Genomic DNA, 14,576 nt, shown 5'->3' on the forward strand with positions numbered 1-14,576 from the left:
CCGGTCTCGGTTGAGGGCTCCCTCCTGAGCGAAAGAGCGGGCCGATTCTGAACCTGGACTCTCCGACAGGTGTCGAGTAGAGAAGCAGTATGGATTCGCACATCACCGATGAGTTCGCCCTGCTGCCGGAGAACGCAGCCGAACTGGGGCTCGAGCTGCCCACGTTGCCCCCTGCACAACGCGTACGCACCGACCACGACGACGGGCATGTCAGCGGGATCAAGTGGGGAGACGAACCGCCGCGCGCCGTCTTCCTCCACGGCGGAGCGCAGAATGCGCACACCTGGGATTCGGTGATCCTTGCCCTCGGCGTGCCGGCACTCGCCGTGGACCTTCCCGGTCACGGCCACTCCTCGTGGCGCGACGACGGCGACTACAGTCCGTGGCCGAACGCCGACGCCGTCGCCGTTGCCATCCGGCAGTGGGCGCCGGATGCGGAGGTGGTGGTCGGGATGTCGCTCGGTGGATTGACCACGATCCGGCTCGCTGCCGTCGCCCCAGAACTGGTGCGACGCACGGTGCTCGTCGACGTCACCCCCGCTTCGATCCAACGACATCAGGCCATGACGCAGGAGCAGCGCGGCACTGTCGCGTTGGCCGCCGGACCGGCCGCATTCGACACGTTCGACGAGATCGTCGCCCTCACGGCGGCAGCGGCGCCGCATCGGAGCGCGTCGTCGATCCGTCGCGGCGTCATCCACAACACCCGGCAACGCGACGACGGTCGCTGGGAGTGGCGCTACGACCGGATGCGGGTCCTCCGCGACTTCGCGTTGTTGTGGGACGATCTCGCCCGGATCGACGTCCCCGTCGCTCTGGTGCGCGGCGGGGCGTCGGTGTTTGTCGCCGACGAGGACGTGGAAGAAGCGCGACGACGTGTTTCGGGTCTGGACGTGCACGTCGTGCCGGGTTCGGGGCATTCGGTGCAAAGTGATGCACCGCTGGAACTTACAGAGATCCTTCGGGTGCACCTCTGAGCCGAGTGTGAGCGAATGTATCGTTCGGTGCGTTCAATCGATCAAGTGTGCCGTTCGCTCGGCAGCGGCAGCGGCAGCGGCAGCGCAAGTGGCAGCGGCAGCGGGGAGAGCGGGAAGCGGAGCGGTATCAGCGTCGACGCAAGACGGCACTCATTCGAGCAAAACGCTGCCGACGAAAACGGGAACACTCGCACAGCGCGCAGTGCGCGCTGTGCGTGAAGTGCTCATGGGACTGCTTCGCGACGGCGAGGTGTGTCGAGCTGGATCGTGGTAGTCGCTATGTGATCGTCCACCACATCATCACCGCACCCAGCGATGCCCGTCGCGCGAATCGAATCACCAAGTTCATTGCCCGTATGGAGCAGAGTGAGGACGGCCTCGATCAAGGAAGTGAGGCGAGTGCCTCTGAGAGACCGGGGTAGCTCGGGTCTTCGGCGAGCACCTTCTCGATACTCTTGCGTGCTGCGGCTTTACGGTTCTGTGCCAGGTCGACTTGCGCTCTTTCCAGGAGCGTGCGGTGGCGCACTGCTGCCGAGCGGGTACGGACCCGAAGCGCCGCGGTGAATCCTTCGCGGGCTGCGTCGTTGTACCCCTGCTGGGCGAACGCTCTTCCTCGTAGGGCCAGGAGTAACGCCGTTGCATCGTCATCGTTGGTGACGCCGTTGGTCATGTCGATGACGGCTTGGTGGTGGCCCGCATCGGTGTAGAGCTCGACGAGGGAGAGGGCTGCGTGCGTGGTGGGCTGTGCCTGCTCGACGGTCCAGATCGCGGCGTCGAGATCGCCTGCAGCTTGGTGGAGTTCGGCGGCGGCTAGTAGAACGACGTCATCTTGCAGTCGTAGTGCCGCCGTCACGCCGGGCACTATCTCGACAGGCCATGTGCGGTCAGCGAGGTAGGTGGAGATGAACCGCCCCAATGCCTCTGTCGCGTCCTGGGCCGCAGCCCAGCCGAGCAGCGACTGTGCTCGTGCTTCGGCCTGGGGATTACCGGCGCCGAGTTCGAAGTGGAGAAGTCCTTCGAGCATCGCAGCGAGGAGCCGTGCATGGGGTGCTGACCGACCGTGTTTGCGGGAGATCGCGATGTAGTCGGCGGGTTCCGTGGATCGCAGTACCGCGAAGAGGTCCTTCTCCCATGCGGGAGACAACATGCCAGGTGTGGCCGGACGCGGAGGGGGCGGCGTGGCCGTGACGGCGGGGGACCGTCGTGCGCGAGCGCTGTTCGATGTGCGCGAGCGGGCGGGGCTGATGGTCTGGCGGTGTGAGAGTCCTGAACCAGGCACGGAGAGTGTTCGGCTGACGCGGCCGTTGGCGTGCTTGGTCACTCGGACTCCTTTGCCTCCTACGGAGTATCCGATCCCGCTGCGGCTGACGTTCAGCCGGACACCAGGGACGATCTTGATGGACTTGCTCATCCGAAAACCCATGGCGTCTCCTACAGTTCGTATCCGGCCGGGACGGGCGGGTTCGACCAGTCGATTCGGGGTGCCTGCGGCGTCGTCGGGTCGAACGCCGGTGCCGAGGGTTCTGGTTCGTCGACGCTGACGCCGAAGTCTCTGGCAAGCCCGGCAAGGCCGTCGTGGTAGCCCTGCCCGACCGCGCGAACCTTCCACCCAGCGTCCCGGCGGTAGAACTCGACGGTGATGGCGGCTGTTTCTGTGGTCATATCTGCGATGGTGAAATTCGCCATCTGTGAGCCGTCATCTGCAAGCACAGTGAGGTTCACAGCACCGAGGTCGGCCAGGGTGCCTCCGGAGCTGTCGAGGCTCAGGGAGAAGGCGAGCACCTCCACGTCTGCTCGAACCCGTGCCAGGTCAGCACCGATCCGGTCTTCTACGTAGGTTCCCACGTTTCGCTTGCCGAGGTGCTGGACGGCACCGTCTGGGGAAGCGGCCTGGTTGTAGAACACGAAGTCGGAGTCGTCGCGAACCTTGCCGCCAGTCAGGAGCAGTGCGGAGAGGTCAGCGTCCAGCCCTGGTGCCGCTTCCCACATGCAGGTCACCTGCATGGGCGCGGTCGTGACGCCGCAGTTCTGGCCCTTGCTCAACTGCATCCGTCACTCCTCCAGCTTGCTTGCCTGCGCCTTCAGTTTCCTCGGGGTACGGAAGCGGGTGGTGAGGCGGCAATAGTCCAGGAACCGTCGGCTTGATCGGTACCTGCGGCGGTGCCGTCCCCGCCTCGCGCGCCGCGATTGCCGAATATATCAAGACGGCAATGAAGGCAGCGACGGCGAGTAATGCCCAAATGGCGACGTTGCGTCGTCGCCTCTGATCGGGCGTTCGGGAGTGGAGCACCATGACCTCGTCATCGTGAACAATGGTCGGTCCGTTACCTGGAATTTGTCATTCGTTGAATGACTCTGAGGGTTGCGTGTTTGTGTGGCCGTCCGAAAGTTTCCTCCACTTCCTTGGGTTCCCGCAGGTTCAGAACCAACGGAAACCCTGGCGGTGGGAGGAAACTTTCAGTGATGGGTTCAACCTCGATACCGTTCAGGCCGGTGGTTCGTGCGGCCAGAATCGAGGGGTGCAACGGCTCAGTACCGAGCTGGATGGACCACAGAAGGCGCGTGCCATGTTCGACATGCATCGAACCCGAATAGCGTGCTTTGTCTGACTTTCACGTGCTTTCGCTCTACTGAGGGTGAGTTCCCAGGGTGAACAGGGCTCGATTCGAGAATCGACACAGACGCGGTGTGGTCGGCTCGACCCAGCAGACACGGGAGGGTCGATGGTAGAGACAACAAGTTCGGACCGGGCACCGAGAAGAAGGGACCGCCCGAGTGACAGTGCAGGGTGGTATGCGTTCGGGCCGGCGGGCCGAGCCGCCCGATGGGACGGACAAGCATGGACAGGGCAGGTACGCCAGGCCCCGGACATCGAGGCGCTGCCCGCGACGAAACGTCACCGGTTCGGATTCCTGACCCACCGGTGGTTCTCACTGTTCATGCTGGGCTGGGTCGTCACAGCGCTCGGAGCCGTACTCGGAACCGAAGTGCCCGACACCCACTGGTGGTGGCTGATGATCGTCGCGATCGGACTGGCCATATCGGTGTACGGTTTTCTGCTGATCTTCGAACCTCACCTGAGGTTCTCGCAGCTCACCGACATTCGCACGGTGATCGTGGCCGGCCTCGTTTCCGGTGCAGCGGCATACGGAATCGCCTACTTGATCGAAGTTCCGCTCCTGAAGCACCGTCTCGACGTGGGTCTGCTGGGGGAACTGACTCTGGCGGGACCAGTGGAGGAGACTGCCAAACTGCTGGTCCCTCTACTGATGTGGATCTTCGTTGCCTCCAGGTTCCGTAATCCGCGGGCCGGGTTGTTGACCGTCCTGATCAGTGGGGCCACGTTCGGCGTCGGCGAAGGTATCGAATACATCGCGCGCGACGGCCACGACGCTCACCTGCTGATGGCGATCCTTCGTCCTCTCGCAGAAGCGGCCCATCCGGTGATGACTGCCATTGCGGCATCGTTGATCTGGCTCGCTGCCTACCGGTCACGTCGACTGGTCACCGTGGCGGGGCTCGTCGGGTGGGTCGTGGCCATGGTTCTCCATTCCGCACACGACATGCCCGGTGATCTCGGACGGGGCAGCGGTGGCACCGCGGCCGACGGCGCCGACGTCGCCGGGATGGGTATCGTCGGGAACCTGTTTTCTTTGGTCTGGCTGGTTCTCGTGTTCTGCGTGCTGCGCCATGTTGCCCGCGAGCTGGCTCCTCCGAGTGCGGCTGTGGACAGTCCGCCGCAATGGCGACCGCGGATTACGCAGTGGGGTGTTCGCGACCAGGTCATGCCGGCCGACCGGTCCGAATCGTAAGCAGCAACCTTGTGGCCCTTCCAGTCCCCGGTCGGGTATTCGTAGAGGACGCCGTACGCGCTGTCGAGGTAGACGAAACCGAGGTGGAACTACGGATATTTGGGGAGCAGGCGGTCGATCCGGTCTTCATCGGCGATCAGGTGGTCAGCGAAACTGGCGACCGTGGCCGGACCTGCGGATGTGGCCTACTTCAGGTCGCACTCTGTGTCATTCGTTCGGATGACAGAGCTGAGCGGATCGAAAAGTAGTGGAGTGGAGCGAATTCCAAGATCGGTGGGGCGGTTCCGGGCCAGACGATGGGTGTGCCGTCGGCATTGGAAATGTGGGATGTAACGATCGAATCAGACACCTCGATTCTTGGTTGACGATTGCGCTACGAACAGAGGTCCCAATGTCCAACTACCCGATGGTATCCAGTACGACTGATACCAGCCCGATTCCGCGCGTCCACGTCGAGCCCGGGCGCAACCGGAATGATGTGTATTCCTTCGCCAGCGAAGTATCGCCGAAGGGTGAACCCGTGGTATCGCGCGACAGGTCCAAGAGGATGGTGTTCGTGGCGGGCGGTGGTGTGGATCTCTGGTTCATCGCCGGAGTGGCTGCAGTGCTGCTCGCCATCGGACTTGTTGTGGTGGGCGTTGCCTCGAGCGAGTCACGCAGCGTGCCGGCATACGATTCTGTCTATGTACCCGTGAGTCTTTTCTCCAGCGGGGCACCGTAGCGAAGGTGGCAGTGCACGTTCCGAACTGATCGAGAAGTCGTTCCAGACGTCCGTCGTACGACAGCAAGCCGACCGAATCCGAAGGTGGTTGAGAAGAGAGCGCGTCAGCGGGTATGTGGGCTGGTCGCGTCGGTGGTCACCGCCGGACCGATCTTGGTAGCGAGGAGTCCGAGCCCGATCATGCCGATTCCGAGACCGAAGTGCAGCCAATTGTCCGCTGTGTTGACGGGGACGAAGTTGGCGGCGCTGTCCATGTCGATCACCAACCCGTAGATCCACAGAACCAGGTAGATGACACCGCCACCGATCAGGAACCATTTCGCAGCCGCCGCCGCGCGGGCCATCACGAGACCGGCCACACCGAACAGCAAATGCACGACGTTGTGCAGTGCGGAGACCTGGAACAAGCCGAGCAATTTCGCGTCCGAATGGTGACCCGCCCAGGTGAACGTGTCGTAGTTCGTGGTTACGCCCGGAATGAAGCCGAGCACACCGACGAGCAGAAAGACTACGCCGACCACCAGGGCCGCAGTTTGTACCGGGGTGCGGGGCAGTGCAGTTCGTGCAGTCATAGCGGTTCCTCACTCAGCGATCGGAAGTAGCGAGACGGGGATCAGTAATGCTCTCGCTTTCTGGTTGCACGTCATACACCGGTAGCGAACTACCGCGTATGTCCGTATTGCGGGTTCTCTACGCGTACCCACGTGATCTCATGGAAAACAGCACATGTGCGTCACTGCACGGAGCCCGATATACGTCGACGCTTTCGCTCGCGCTACTTCCCGTCGGGCTTGGTCTGCGTGCCGTGGAGCTTCGCTGCGATGGCGTCCGGCAGCAGCTTGCCGACTGCTGCTTGCACGCGGTTCATCGCCTTCCCGGTTACGACGTGGTCCTTGCTCTCGAACATCGCTTCGACGGCTTGCTCGGCCACCTGTTCAGGATCGTCGAGGTCGGTGCTGATCACCTTCGCTTCGTTCATGTCTGCGCGGTCGAAGAAGCCGGTGTCGGTCGGTTCCGGTATCAACGCGGTGACGGTGACACCGGTATCGGCCAGTTCGACGGGAATTGCCTCGGTGAACGACTGGATGAACGCTTTGCTTGCCGCGTACGTCGTATAGCGCGGCCCGGGCATAGTGGCTGCGACAGACGAGGTGGTCATCACCTGTCCGTGCCCGCGTTCCCTGCCACACATGGTGAACCCGGTTTGCGGTGCTTGCCGGTGACTTCAGCGCCGGGGTACTTTGCGTCACGTCAGGTAAGGCTAGGCAACTTGCGTTACATTTGTGCCGAATATCCGTTTTCGGCTCATCCACAACAACTGGGGTGCAGATGTCACTTATCCGCAGAATGAGCGTGCTGTCCTGCAGCGCCGCGCTGGCCGTGGGGTTGGTCGCGTGCAGCTCCTCCGACAGCACTGATGAACCCGCCACCGACACCGAATCGGCCTCGACGCTCGTTCTCTACTCGGGACGCGACGAGGACCTCATCGATCCGTTGATCAAGCAGATCGGCGAAAATGTCGACGCTGCCATCGAGGTCGACTACTCCGGTAACACCAACGCTCAGGCCGCGAAGATCCTCGAGGAAGGCTCCGCATCTCCGGCAGATGTGTTCATCGGCCAGGATGCTGGTGCATTGGGTGCGCTCGACGGGGCCGGGACACTGGCACCGCTTCCCGACGACATCCTGGCCCTCGTTCCCGAGCAGTATCGCGGCGCCGACGGCACCTGGGTGGCCACGTCCGCGCGGGCCCGCGTGCTGGCCTACAACTCGGACCTGGCTACGGCAGAAGAGCTCCCGGACGGGATCGACGGCCTGCTCGACCCGCGCTGGAGCGGACAGATCGGCTACGCGCCGACCAACGCATCGTTCCAGGCCTTCGTTACTGCGCTGCGCGTGCAACGAGGCGAGGACGCTGCGCGTCAGTGGCTGGAGGCATTCCTGGCCAACGACCCGGTTGCGTTCGAGGGTAACGGCCCGCTGATGGTGGCGGTCAACGACGGTCAGGTCGCTGCAGGCCTGACCAACCACTACTACTGGTATCCGTTCGTCGATGAGCACGGCGCCGATGCGCCGATTCAATTGCACTACTTCGAGCCGGGCGATCCGGGTGCCCTGGTGAACGTCGCGGGCGCCGGTATTGTCGCGACATCCGACAACACGACTGCGGCCGAGGACTTCCTGCGGGCGATGCTCTCCGTGGACGCCCAGACCTACTTTGCGAACGAGACGGCAGAGTACCCGGTGATCGCCGGGGTGGTCTCGGAGTACGACCTGCCGCCACTGGACGAGTTGGGGGCGTCGGATATGGACCTGGGCCAGCTCTCCTCACTGGAAGAGACCCAGGCTTTGCTCACCGAGGTGGGGATGATCTAGCTTGATCGGATTTCCTCGTGGCCGCCCCGTACTGGGGGCGGCCGCGTCGGCTGTCGCTCTCCTCGCTCTGACGCCGCTGTGCTATCTGGTGATCCGGGCATTCGACGGCGGCACAGAGAAGGCGTGGGGGTTGCTTTTCCGGCAGCGAACCTTCGACTTGATGTGGCGCAGCATCGCGCTCACGGTCGTCGTGGCCGTTGCCTGTGTAGTGCTCGGGGTGGGCCTTGCGTGGTTGACGACGCGCACCGATCTACCGATGCGCCGGTTCTTCGCAGTCTGCCTCACGATCCCACTCGCCATTCCCTCGTACGTGGCGGGTTACACGTGGATATCCCAATTTCCTTTTCTGGCAGGTTTTCCCGGTGCTGCACTGGTGCTCACCGCGTCGTCCTTCCCATTGGTGATGCTCCCGGTATCTGCAGCTCTGGCGAGAGCCGACCCGGGGATGTCCGAGGTGGCACGCACGCTGGGACGTAGCGAGATGTGGACGGTGCTGACCGTGGAGTTGCGGCGTGTCGCTCCGGTGGCTGCGGCAGGGGCGTTGCTCGCCGCGCTCTACACGCTCAGCGATTTCGGGGCAGTGGCACTGATGAGATACGAGGCGTTCACCCTCGGAATCTACAACGCGTACCGAGGTGGGTTCGATCGCACTGCCGCCGCGATCCTGGGGCTGGTCCTCGTGGTCCTGGCACTGGTGTGCACCCTGCTCGAACGGTGGGTGCGACGCGGCGCGACCGCCCGGGTCGGAACGGGATCACCGCGTCGTGCCGAGTTGGTTCAGCTGAAACGGTGGAAGTTTCCGGCATTGGTGTGTGCACTCGGCGTCCTGACGATTTCGGTGCTGGTGCCGCTCGGGGGGCTGGTCCGCTGGCTCGCACGTTCGGTTCGGTTCACCATCGACTGGTCGGACGTACTCGCCACCACGGTCGAGACAGTCGAACTGTCCGCGACGGCTGCCGTCGTCGTGACCGTGCTGGCCTTCCCGGTCGCGTTGTTCGCGGCACGATCGTCGTCGCCCGCGGCCCGGATGGCCGAGATCTCGACATATGTCGCACACGGACTTCCGGGCATCACCGTCGGGCTTGCCGTCGTCTTTCTGGGGATACGATTCCTGCCCTCGATCTATCAGACAACCACCCTGCTGATCGTGGCATATGTCGTGTTGTTCCTGCCTCTCGCGGTGGGGAGTATCCGGTCGGCGATCGATTCTTCTCAGCTGGTGCTCGAAGACGTCTCACGTGTCCTCGGGTCCGGTCGGGTACGGACCGACCTTCGAGTGACGATCCCCATCGCCCTGCCCGCCATCACTGCAGGTGCGGCGCTGGTATTCCTCACCGTGGCAAAGGAACTGCCGGCTACCCTGATGCTTCGGCCGAGAGGCGTGGACACGTTGGCGACCGAACTGTGGTCCACTGCCCAGGTGTTCAAATACGGCGAGGCAGCACCGTATGCGCTCGCTCTGATCCTGGTATCCGCGCTCCCGACGTTCGTGCTCGGCAGAGTGCTCCGAGGAAACTCGGTCGACGGGCAGACCGTAGTGAAAGGTCAGGTATGAATTCGTTGTCGGTGTCCGGGGTCGGTGCGGGGTACGGCAGCACACGAGTCCTCGACGACATCTCGTTCCACGTCGACCGGGGCGAGATGCTCGCGGTACTCGGCCCGTCCGGATGTGGCAAGACCACACTCCTGCGTTCGATCGCAGGGCTGCACCGGATCGACACCGGATCGATCATGCTGGGAGAGCGGCTGATCGATCAACCACCCCGCGTGCACCTTCCACCCGAGCATCGGATGATCGGGCTGATGCCACAGGAAGGTGGACTGTTCCCACACTTGAGCGTCGGACGGAACGTCGGTTTCGGCCTGGTGCGTCCATCGCTGCGGTCGATGCTCGGAGACCGTAAGGCGCGGCGTGCGAGAGTGGAGGAGTTGCTCGAGCTGGTGGGGCTCGCACACGCGATCGACGCGCGACCGCGGGAGCTGTCCGGCGGACAGCAGCAACGTGTCGCGCTTGCACGTGCCCTCGCCCCGAAGCCGACGGTGCTGCTCATGGACGAGCCGTTCGCCGCACTCGATGCCGGATTGCGAGCAAGCATCCGCACCGAGGTGCGGGCGCTGCTACGTGAACAGAAGGTCGCCTCGGTCCTGGTCACTCATGATCAGGCGGAGGCGATGAGCTCCGCCGACAGGGTCGCGGTTCTCCTGGCTGGGCGGTGCGCCCAGATCGGAGAGCCTGAACAGGTGTACCGCGCACCCGCCACACGAGAGGTCGCGGTGTTCGTCGGCGAAGCCCAGTTCGTTGCCGCGGTTCGTACCGGGGCGCACGCAGAGACCGTGTTCGGAACTGTAGCGGTGTTCGGGGAGGGCCACGGCCGCGGAGAGGTGCTGGTTAGGCCGGAGCAAGTGGCGTTGACGCCCGAACCGGACGGACAATTCCAGGTGGGTGAAGTCCAGTTCTCCGGTGCCGAGTCGCTGGTGACAGTGAATCATCTCGAATCGGAGATCAGTGTGCGGGCGTCTGTGCGCGGTGGGGCACGTTTCGAGATCGGGTCCATCGTTCGAGTGGAGGTGACGCAACCGCTCGCGTACTTCGGTAGCGAGACCCTCACGGCGCGAAGTCTCTCGTGAGGAAGCCCATCATGGGTCGAAGTGGTTGAATGACAATATGATTCGGTCTCCCTGATCGTCCCGAGAGGGCACACCAAGTATGGTGTTGCGCGTGAGCACCGTCCGGTCGGTTGTGTCTTCGGCACCGACCACCCGGAACACGGCCGTGCGGTCTCTGTCAGAATGCACCCGTTTGCCGGGCGTCGTAGTCCTGCAGGGTCTGCACGAGAGAGGTGAGCAGACCGTCGCCGGCGCGAACCCCATCGTCGAGAGCGTTGGCAATGACCGTCGCTTCAGCGGTGAGGATGGCTGCATCGTTGTCTCCGACGCTCGAGACGATGCGGTCGTACACTCGACCACATTCCTGGGCGACGTGCCCGATACGTTCGTGCGCGCAGCCCGGGGCGCAGATCTGAGGAGTCCAGCCTTCGAGGAGGCCGAGGACCTTCCGGAACTTGCCGTCATTCCAGTAGCCGGTCGATGTCCGGAGCCACTCCATCAATTCGTCGTGATCGGGGATGCTCGCGTCGCACTCGTGGCGCAGCTCGGCGTCCGAGGCCCCGACCAACGCTTCGGCGAGCTCGCCGGGGCCCGCGCTCATCGGGTCGAGACCGAGGATTGTGCGGAACACGATGCTGGTGGCCGACGACAGGGGAAGCTTTCGTTCGTCTTCGCTGAACGGATCGGACAACACGCTCGGCTTTTCGGATGCGCCTTCGATCCAGCGTTCGAACTGCTTCAACCCGTAGGTGATTGCGTTCGCCTTCGGCATTCCGGCATTGCGTTTATGGACTCCGGCGGTATCGCGTATGGAACCCCAGACCATCCGGTCCAGATGCCCGATCGAGAACAGTTCTGCACCGCGAGCCGTTGCAGTCCGCAGCGCCTCTTCCTGAGTCTCGGTCAGATCCGGAAGGTTGTGCTCGCCCAGCATGTGTATGAAATACCGACCTGCTTCCTCCGCGATGAGGTGCCGCGCGAGCTCGGTCAGTTCGGTGCGTTCGGTCGCGCGCATGTGAGTCGGATCGAGCCTGTCGAGGAGGAGGTCGACGAGGCGCTCGGGTCGTTCTTCGACGGGCCCGTCGCCGGGAGCGAAGAATCGGGCGCGGTTGGTGTAGAAGCCTTCACCGAGAACGGTTTCGCCGTCCCAGGAGAACGCGTTGGTCGGTGAGGTCGGATGAACTTGGAGCAGCCCTCCCTGCCAGGCAGCGATGAAGAGGTCTTTGCTGAGCGATGCGTTCGGAGCGATCGTCCGATCGTTGATCTCGATGGGATAGATCAACCCATCTGTGTTTCCCACTGCGTGGATCACGGCCAGGGCCCCGAGCTTTGCCTGGAGCGAAGCGTCGGCGAGGAGCGGTTCCGGATCTTCGAATGCCACCGAGTGGAGCTCTGCGATCACCTCGCGCCGCGCTTGCTCTACAGTCGCCTTCCCCCGCGCCTCCAGCGCCCGGTGGGAGTGCCCGGTGAGCGCGCGTGGATTGAGAATCCCCGCTGCCTGATCGTCGACCCGCGTGTTGCATCTTCGGCACTCGACTGCCTTCCCGACAAGGGCATCGACGAGTGCTTGCCGGGAGGTCAAGACCAATTCTCCCCTGCACGATGCGCACCAGTATCCGAGCAGCGTCGCGGCTACGGCAGCGGCCGCTGCATAGTGCGCTCCGCCCGACCACATCTTGTAGGGAAGCGCACTGAGGCTCTGCTCCCAGATCGGCCCGCCGGTTTCCGGATCGAGGCCTTCCAGCCGCCAGTACGCGATGCCGACGTCCTGAAGTGCGGTGGGTGCGTATGCGTTGACTTCGAGACGAATGTTGGGATCCGAGGGCGGGGCGGAGTAAGGCATGCCGGATTGTAACGGCACCTTTCCTCGATTCGGAATCTCGGAATCCCATCCGAGGGTTGTGACGCAGGTGAGTGCGTTGTGCGCCTGCCCCACCGAGATCATCGTCGGTCGAGCAGGGCCGGACCGCTTTGTTCGAATTCACCTCTGCGGATGTGGCTTCCATGATGGTCCGGGTCCAGCCGTTTCCACAGGGGACGGCACAGGACCGAGAGTCAAGGGAGCAACAATGCACACTCCGCGTATCAGAGAAGACGAATCGCGTCACGCCGTAATTCGCGTGGGCCGGTATCGCTGGGCGACCGCCCCCGACCGGAACTCATGGCGGTCCACGAGCTCGAGCTGGATGCGCTCGCGTAGACCGGCGAGCAACGTCGGCCCGTGTCCGGCAAGGACCGGCTGCACAAGGAACTCGTACTCGTCGATCAGTCCCAGATCTGCCAACGCCAGGGGGAGCGTCACGCCACCCACCCACAGGCCCTCGCCCGACTCCTGCTTGAGCTGCTGAACCGCCGGCCCCAAGTCACCTCGCACCAGCTCGGCATTCCAATCAGCGCTTCTCAACGTGCTCGACACGACGTACTTCTTCGCTCGGTCGATGGTTTCGGCGAACGGGATCTCCCACTCATCCATCCAGTCGGGCCATGTGCCGGTGGCCGGCTTCCGCCACGCCGACTCCATCATCTCGTAGGTCACCCGGCCGAATAGGAGGGCATCGGCTCGCTCCATCTCGGCGGTCCAGTAGCACATCGACTCCTCGTCCGGGGGGAGCCCTGCCTCGTGATGGCAGCAGCCGTCGAGGGTGACGTTGATCGAGTATCGAAGTGGTCTCATCATCGCTCTCCCTGCTCTCTTGACGCGGGCCCCGCGTTCACTGGTTCAAGAATGCGTCGTGCTCGGCGTGGGCGCGTCGGATGAGGTCCAGCAGCCCTTCCTCCTCCCGCGCCTCCTGCCGGTATTTCGGTGCGAGCGCCTTCACCTGCTTCTCCTTGTCGATCAACTTGGCGTAGATGCGTTCGCGCTCTTCCTTGCTCGATGTGTAATCGAGGTCGGCGTAGTTGGTGGCGTGACGCCTCGCACCGGCGATCGCGGACTGCGCCTTACCTCGCTCACTGGTCAGCGAGGCGATGACGGTGACGATCAATATGCCAAGGATGACGGCCAGCGAGGTTCCCGTCTCGATCTCCACCACGTGCACAGGTTCGCCGTTGTTGATGAACGGCAGATTGTTCTCGTGGAGCGCGTGCAGGATGAGTTTCACGCCGATGAACGCGAGGATCGCCGCGAGTCCGAACGACAGGTAGATGAGGCGGTCGAGCAATCCGTCGAGGAGGAAGTACAGCTGACGAAGGCCCATCAGTGAGAAGGCGGTTGCCGTGAACACGATGAACACGTTCTGGGTCAGTCCGAAGATCGCGGGGATGGAGTCGAGTGCAAACAGCAGATCGGTACCGCCGATGGCGATCATCACGAGCAGCATCGGCGTCAGGGCCCGCTTGCCGTTTTCGATGGTGAACAGTTTGTCGCCGTCGTAGTGCTCGCTGGTGTGCAGGAATCTCTTGGCGATGCGGATGATGAAGTTCTCAGCCGTATGCGACTCTTCAGTTTCGGGCCGCAGCATGTTTCCGGCGGTGAGGAGAAGGATCAGGCCGAATATGTAGAAGACCCAGGCGAATGAATTAATCAGTGTCGCACCGAGAAAGATGAATCCTGTTCGGGCGAAGAGTGAGAACACGATGCCGAAAAGAAGCACCTTCTGCTGGTCGTCCCGCGGCACCCGGAAGCTGGACATGATGATCAGGAACACGAAGAGGTTGTCCACCGACAACGCCTTCTCCGTCACGTAACCCGCGAAATACTCCGCACCCATCGCAGTACCACCGAAGACGAATACCACGACGCCGAAAACGAGGGCCAGCCCGACGTAGATGGAAGACCAGATCGCCGATTCCTTCAGCGTGGGCGTGTGGGCCTTGCGGACGTGCGCGAAGTAGTCGAAGGCGAGCAGGCCGACGATCACTGCAATCGTCAACCCCCATGCCAGGGGAGTTACGTGCATTATCCGCCTCCGGTCTGAGTGGACAGGTGATTCGTCAGTCTAGCCTCGCGCTTTCACGCCGAATTGGCGGTGGGCCTGTGTCGATCACGAAGAAAGGTGCTCTGAACTGCAAGAATATGACTTGCTGAGGGTCATGTTCGCGCGAGTTCGAGGAGCACCTTTCCGGTGACGAAGTCTACTGGTT

The 14,576-nt window shown here is 63.1% G+C and carries 13 protein-coding genes; 6 read left to right on the top strand and 7 right to left on the bottom strand.

Annotation, left to right across the window (positions count from 1 at the left end):
* Positions 1–89: 89 nt before the first annotated feature.
* On the top strand, positions 90–977 hold the full coding sequence (locus tag ACFWB0_RS20885) for an alpha/beta fold hydrolase (RefSeq protein ID WP_378492342.1): 888 nt from the start codon (positions 90–92) through the stop codon (positions 975–977).
* 382 nt (positions 978–1,359) lie between these two features.
* Here the strand turns inward: ACFWB0_RS20885 and ACFWB0_RS20890 are convergent, their stop codons facing one another.
* Positions 1,360–2,400 carry a DUF4236 domain-containing protein gene (locus ACFWB0_RS20890; RefSeq protein WP_378492343.1) on the bottom strand — a complete coding sequence of 347 codons (1,041 nt, stop codon included), beginning with the start codon at positions 2,398–2,400 and terminating at the stop codon, positions 1,360–1,362.
* Between the two features lie 8 nt (positions 2,401–2,408).
* Positions 2,409–3,026 (bottom strand): TerD family protein, encoded by a 618-nt coding sequence (locus tag ACFWB0_RS20895; RefSeq protein WP_378492344.1) that lies wholly within the window; start codon positions 3,024–3,026, stop codon positions 2,409–2,411.
* 674 nt (positions 3,027–3,700) lie between these two features.
* On the opposite strand from ACFWB0_RS20895, the gene ACFWB0_RS20900 reads away from it, so the two are divergent.
* Together ACFWB0_RS20900 and ACFWB0_RS20905 are read left to right on the top strand one after the other, a co-directional pair.
* Positions 3,701–4,789, top strand: a complete 1,089-nt coding sequence (locus tag ACFWB0_RS20900) for a PrsW family glutamic-type intramembrane protease (RefSeq protein ID WP_378492345.1) — start codon at positions 3,701–3,703, stop codon at positions 4,787–4,789.
* Positions 4,790–5,180: 391 nt separating this feature from the next.
* Positions 5,181–5,510 carry a hypothetical protein gene (locus tag ACFWB0_RS20905; RefSeq protein WP_378492346.1) on the top strand — a complete coding sequence of 110 codons (330 nt, stop codon included), beginning with the start codon at positions 5,181–5,183 and terminating at the stop codon, positions 5,508–5,510.
* A 104-nt stretch (positions 5,511–5,614) separates the two neighbouring features.
* Here ACFWB0_RS20905 and ACFWB0_RS20910 read toward each other — a convergent pair whose 3' ends face one another.
* The gene (locus ACFWB0_RS20910; RefSeq protein ID WP_378492347.1) at positions 5,615–6,082 is read right to left on the bottom strand and encodes a DUF4383 domain-containing protein; all 468 of its coding nucleotides are present in this window, start codon (positions 6,080–6,082) and stop codon (positions 5,615–5,617) included.
* Positions 6,083–6,285: 203 nt separating this feature from the next.
* On the bottom strand, positions 6,286–6,702 hold the full coding sequence (locus tag ACFWB0_RS20915) for an SDR family NAD(P)-dependent oxidoreductase (RefSeq protein WP_378492348.1): 417 nt from the start codon (positions 6,700–6,702) through the stop codon (positions 6,286–6,288).
* Positions 6,703–6,857: 155 nt separating this feature from the next.
* Between ACFWB0_RS20915 and ACFWB0_RS20920 the strand changes: the two genes are divergently transcribed.
* The 3 genes from ACFWB0_RS20920 to ACFWB0_RS20930 are packed head-to-tail and all read left to right on the top strand — an operon-like array spanning position 6,858 to position 10,514.
* Complete coding sequence (locus tag ACFWB0_RS20920; protein WP_378492349.1) at positions 6,858–7,886, top strand: iron ABC transporter substrate-binding protein; 1,029 nt, start codon at positions 6,858–6,860, stop codon at positions 7,884–7,886.
* Position 7,887: 1 nt separating this feature from the next.
* Positions 7,888–9,441: an ABC transporter permease gene (locus ACFWB0_RS20925; RefSeq protein WP_378492350.1), complete on the top strand. Its 1,554-nt coding sequence runs from the start codon at positions 7,888–7,890 to the stop codon at positions 9,439–9,441.
* On the top strand, positions 9,438–10,514 hold the full coding sequence (locus tag ACFWB0_RS20930; RefSeq protein WP_378492351.1) for an ABC transporter ATP-binding protein: 1,077 nt from the start codon (positions 9,438–9,440) through the stop codon (positions 10,512–10,514). Before ACFWB0_RS20925 ends, ACFWB0_RS20930 begins: the two co-directional genes overlap by 4 nt.
* Positions 10,515–10,671: 157 nt before the next feature.
* Here ACFWB0_RS20930 and ACFWB0_RS20935 read toward each other — a convergent pair whose 3' ends face one another.
* The 3 genes from ACFWB0_RS20935 to ACFWB0_RS20945 all read right to left on the bottom strand — a co-directional run bounded on the left by ACFWB0_RS20935 (position 10,672) and on the right by ACFWB0_RS20945 (position 14,392).
* Positions 10,672–12,336 carry a hypothetical protein gene (locus ACFWB0_RS20935; protein ID WP_378492352.1) on the bottom strand — a complete coding sequence of 555 codons (1,665 nt, stop codon included), beginning with the start codon at positions 12,334–12,336 and terminating at the stop codon, positions 10,672–10,674.
* Positions 12,337–12,597: 261 nt separating this feature from the next.
* Complete coding sequence (locus ACFWB0_RS20940; RefSeq protein WP_378492354.1) at positions 12,598–13,167, bottom strand: dihydrofolate reductase family protein; 570 nt, start codon at positions 13,165–13,167, stop codon at positions 12,598–12,600.
* Between the two features lie 37 nt (positions 13,168–13,204).
* Positions 13,205–14,392 (bottom strand): TerC family protein, encoded by a 1,188-nt coding sequence (locus ACFWB0_RS20945; protein ID WP_378492353.1) that lies wholly within the window; start codon positions 14,390–14,392, stop codon positions 13,205–13,207.
* Between the last annotated feature and the right edge of the window lie 184 nt (positions 14,393–14,576).

Origin of the sequence: Rhodococcus sp. NPDC060086, from assembly GCF_042730275.1 — a bacterium.
Taxonomy (GTDB): Bacteria; Actinomycetota; Actinomycetes; order Mycobacteriales; family Mycobacteriaceae; genus Rhodococcus.

Coding starts and splice junctions, on each gene's coding strand:
- ACFWB0_RS20885 (WP_378492342.1), top strand. CDS start 90: ATGGATTCGCACATCACCGATGAGTTCGCCCTGCTGCCGGAGAACGCA.
- ACFWB0_RS20890 (WP_378492343.1), bottom strand. CDS start 2,400: ATGGGTTTTCGGATGAGCAAGTCCATCAAGATCGTCCCTGGTGTCCGG.
- ACFWB0_RS20895 (WP_378492344.1), bottom strand. CDS start 3,026: ATGCAGTTGAGCAAGGGCCAGAACTGCGGCGTCACGACCGCGCCCATG.
- ACFWB0_RS20900 (WP_378492345.1), top strand. CDS start 3,701: ATGGTAGAGACAACAAGTTCGGACCGGGCACCGAGAAGAAGGGACCGC.
- ACFWB0_RS20905 (WP_378492346.1), top strand. CDS start 5,181: ATGTCCAACTACCCGATGGTATCCAGTACGACTGATACCAGCCCGATT.
- ACFWB0_RS20910 (WP_378492347.1), bottom strand. CDS start 6,082: ATGACTGCACGAACTGCACTGCCCCGCACCCCGGTACAAACTGCGGCC.
- ACFWB0_RS20915 (WP_378492348.1), bottom strand. CDS start 6,702: ATGTGTGGCAGGGAACGCGGGCACGGACAGGTGATGACCACCTCGTCT.
- ACFWB0_RS20920 (WP_378492349.1), top strand. CDS start 6,858: ATGAGCGTGCTGTCCTGCAGCGCCGCGCTGGCCGTGGGGTTGGTCGCG.
- ACFWB0_RS20930 (WP_378492351.1), top strand. CDS start 9,438: ATGAATTCGTTGTCGGTGTCCGGGGTCGGTGCGGGGTACGGCAGCACA.
- ACFWB0_RS20935 (WP_378492352.1), bottom strand. CDS start 12,336: ATGCCTTACTCCGCCCCGCCCTCGGATCCCAACATTCGTCTCGAAGTC.
- ACFWB0_RS20940 (WP_378492354.1), bottom strand. CDS start 13,167: ATGAGACCACTTCGATACTCGATCAACGTCACCCTCGACGGCTGCTGC.
- ACFWB0_RS20945 (WP_378492353.1), bottom strand. CDS start 14,392: ATGCACGTAACTCCCCTGGCATGGGGGTTGACGATTGCAGTGATCGTC.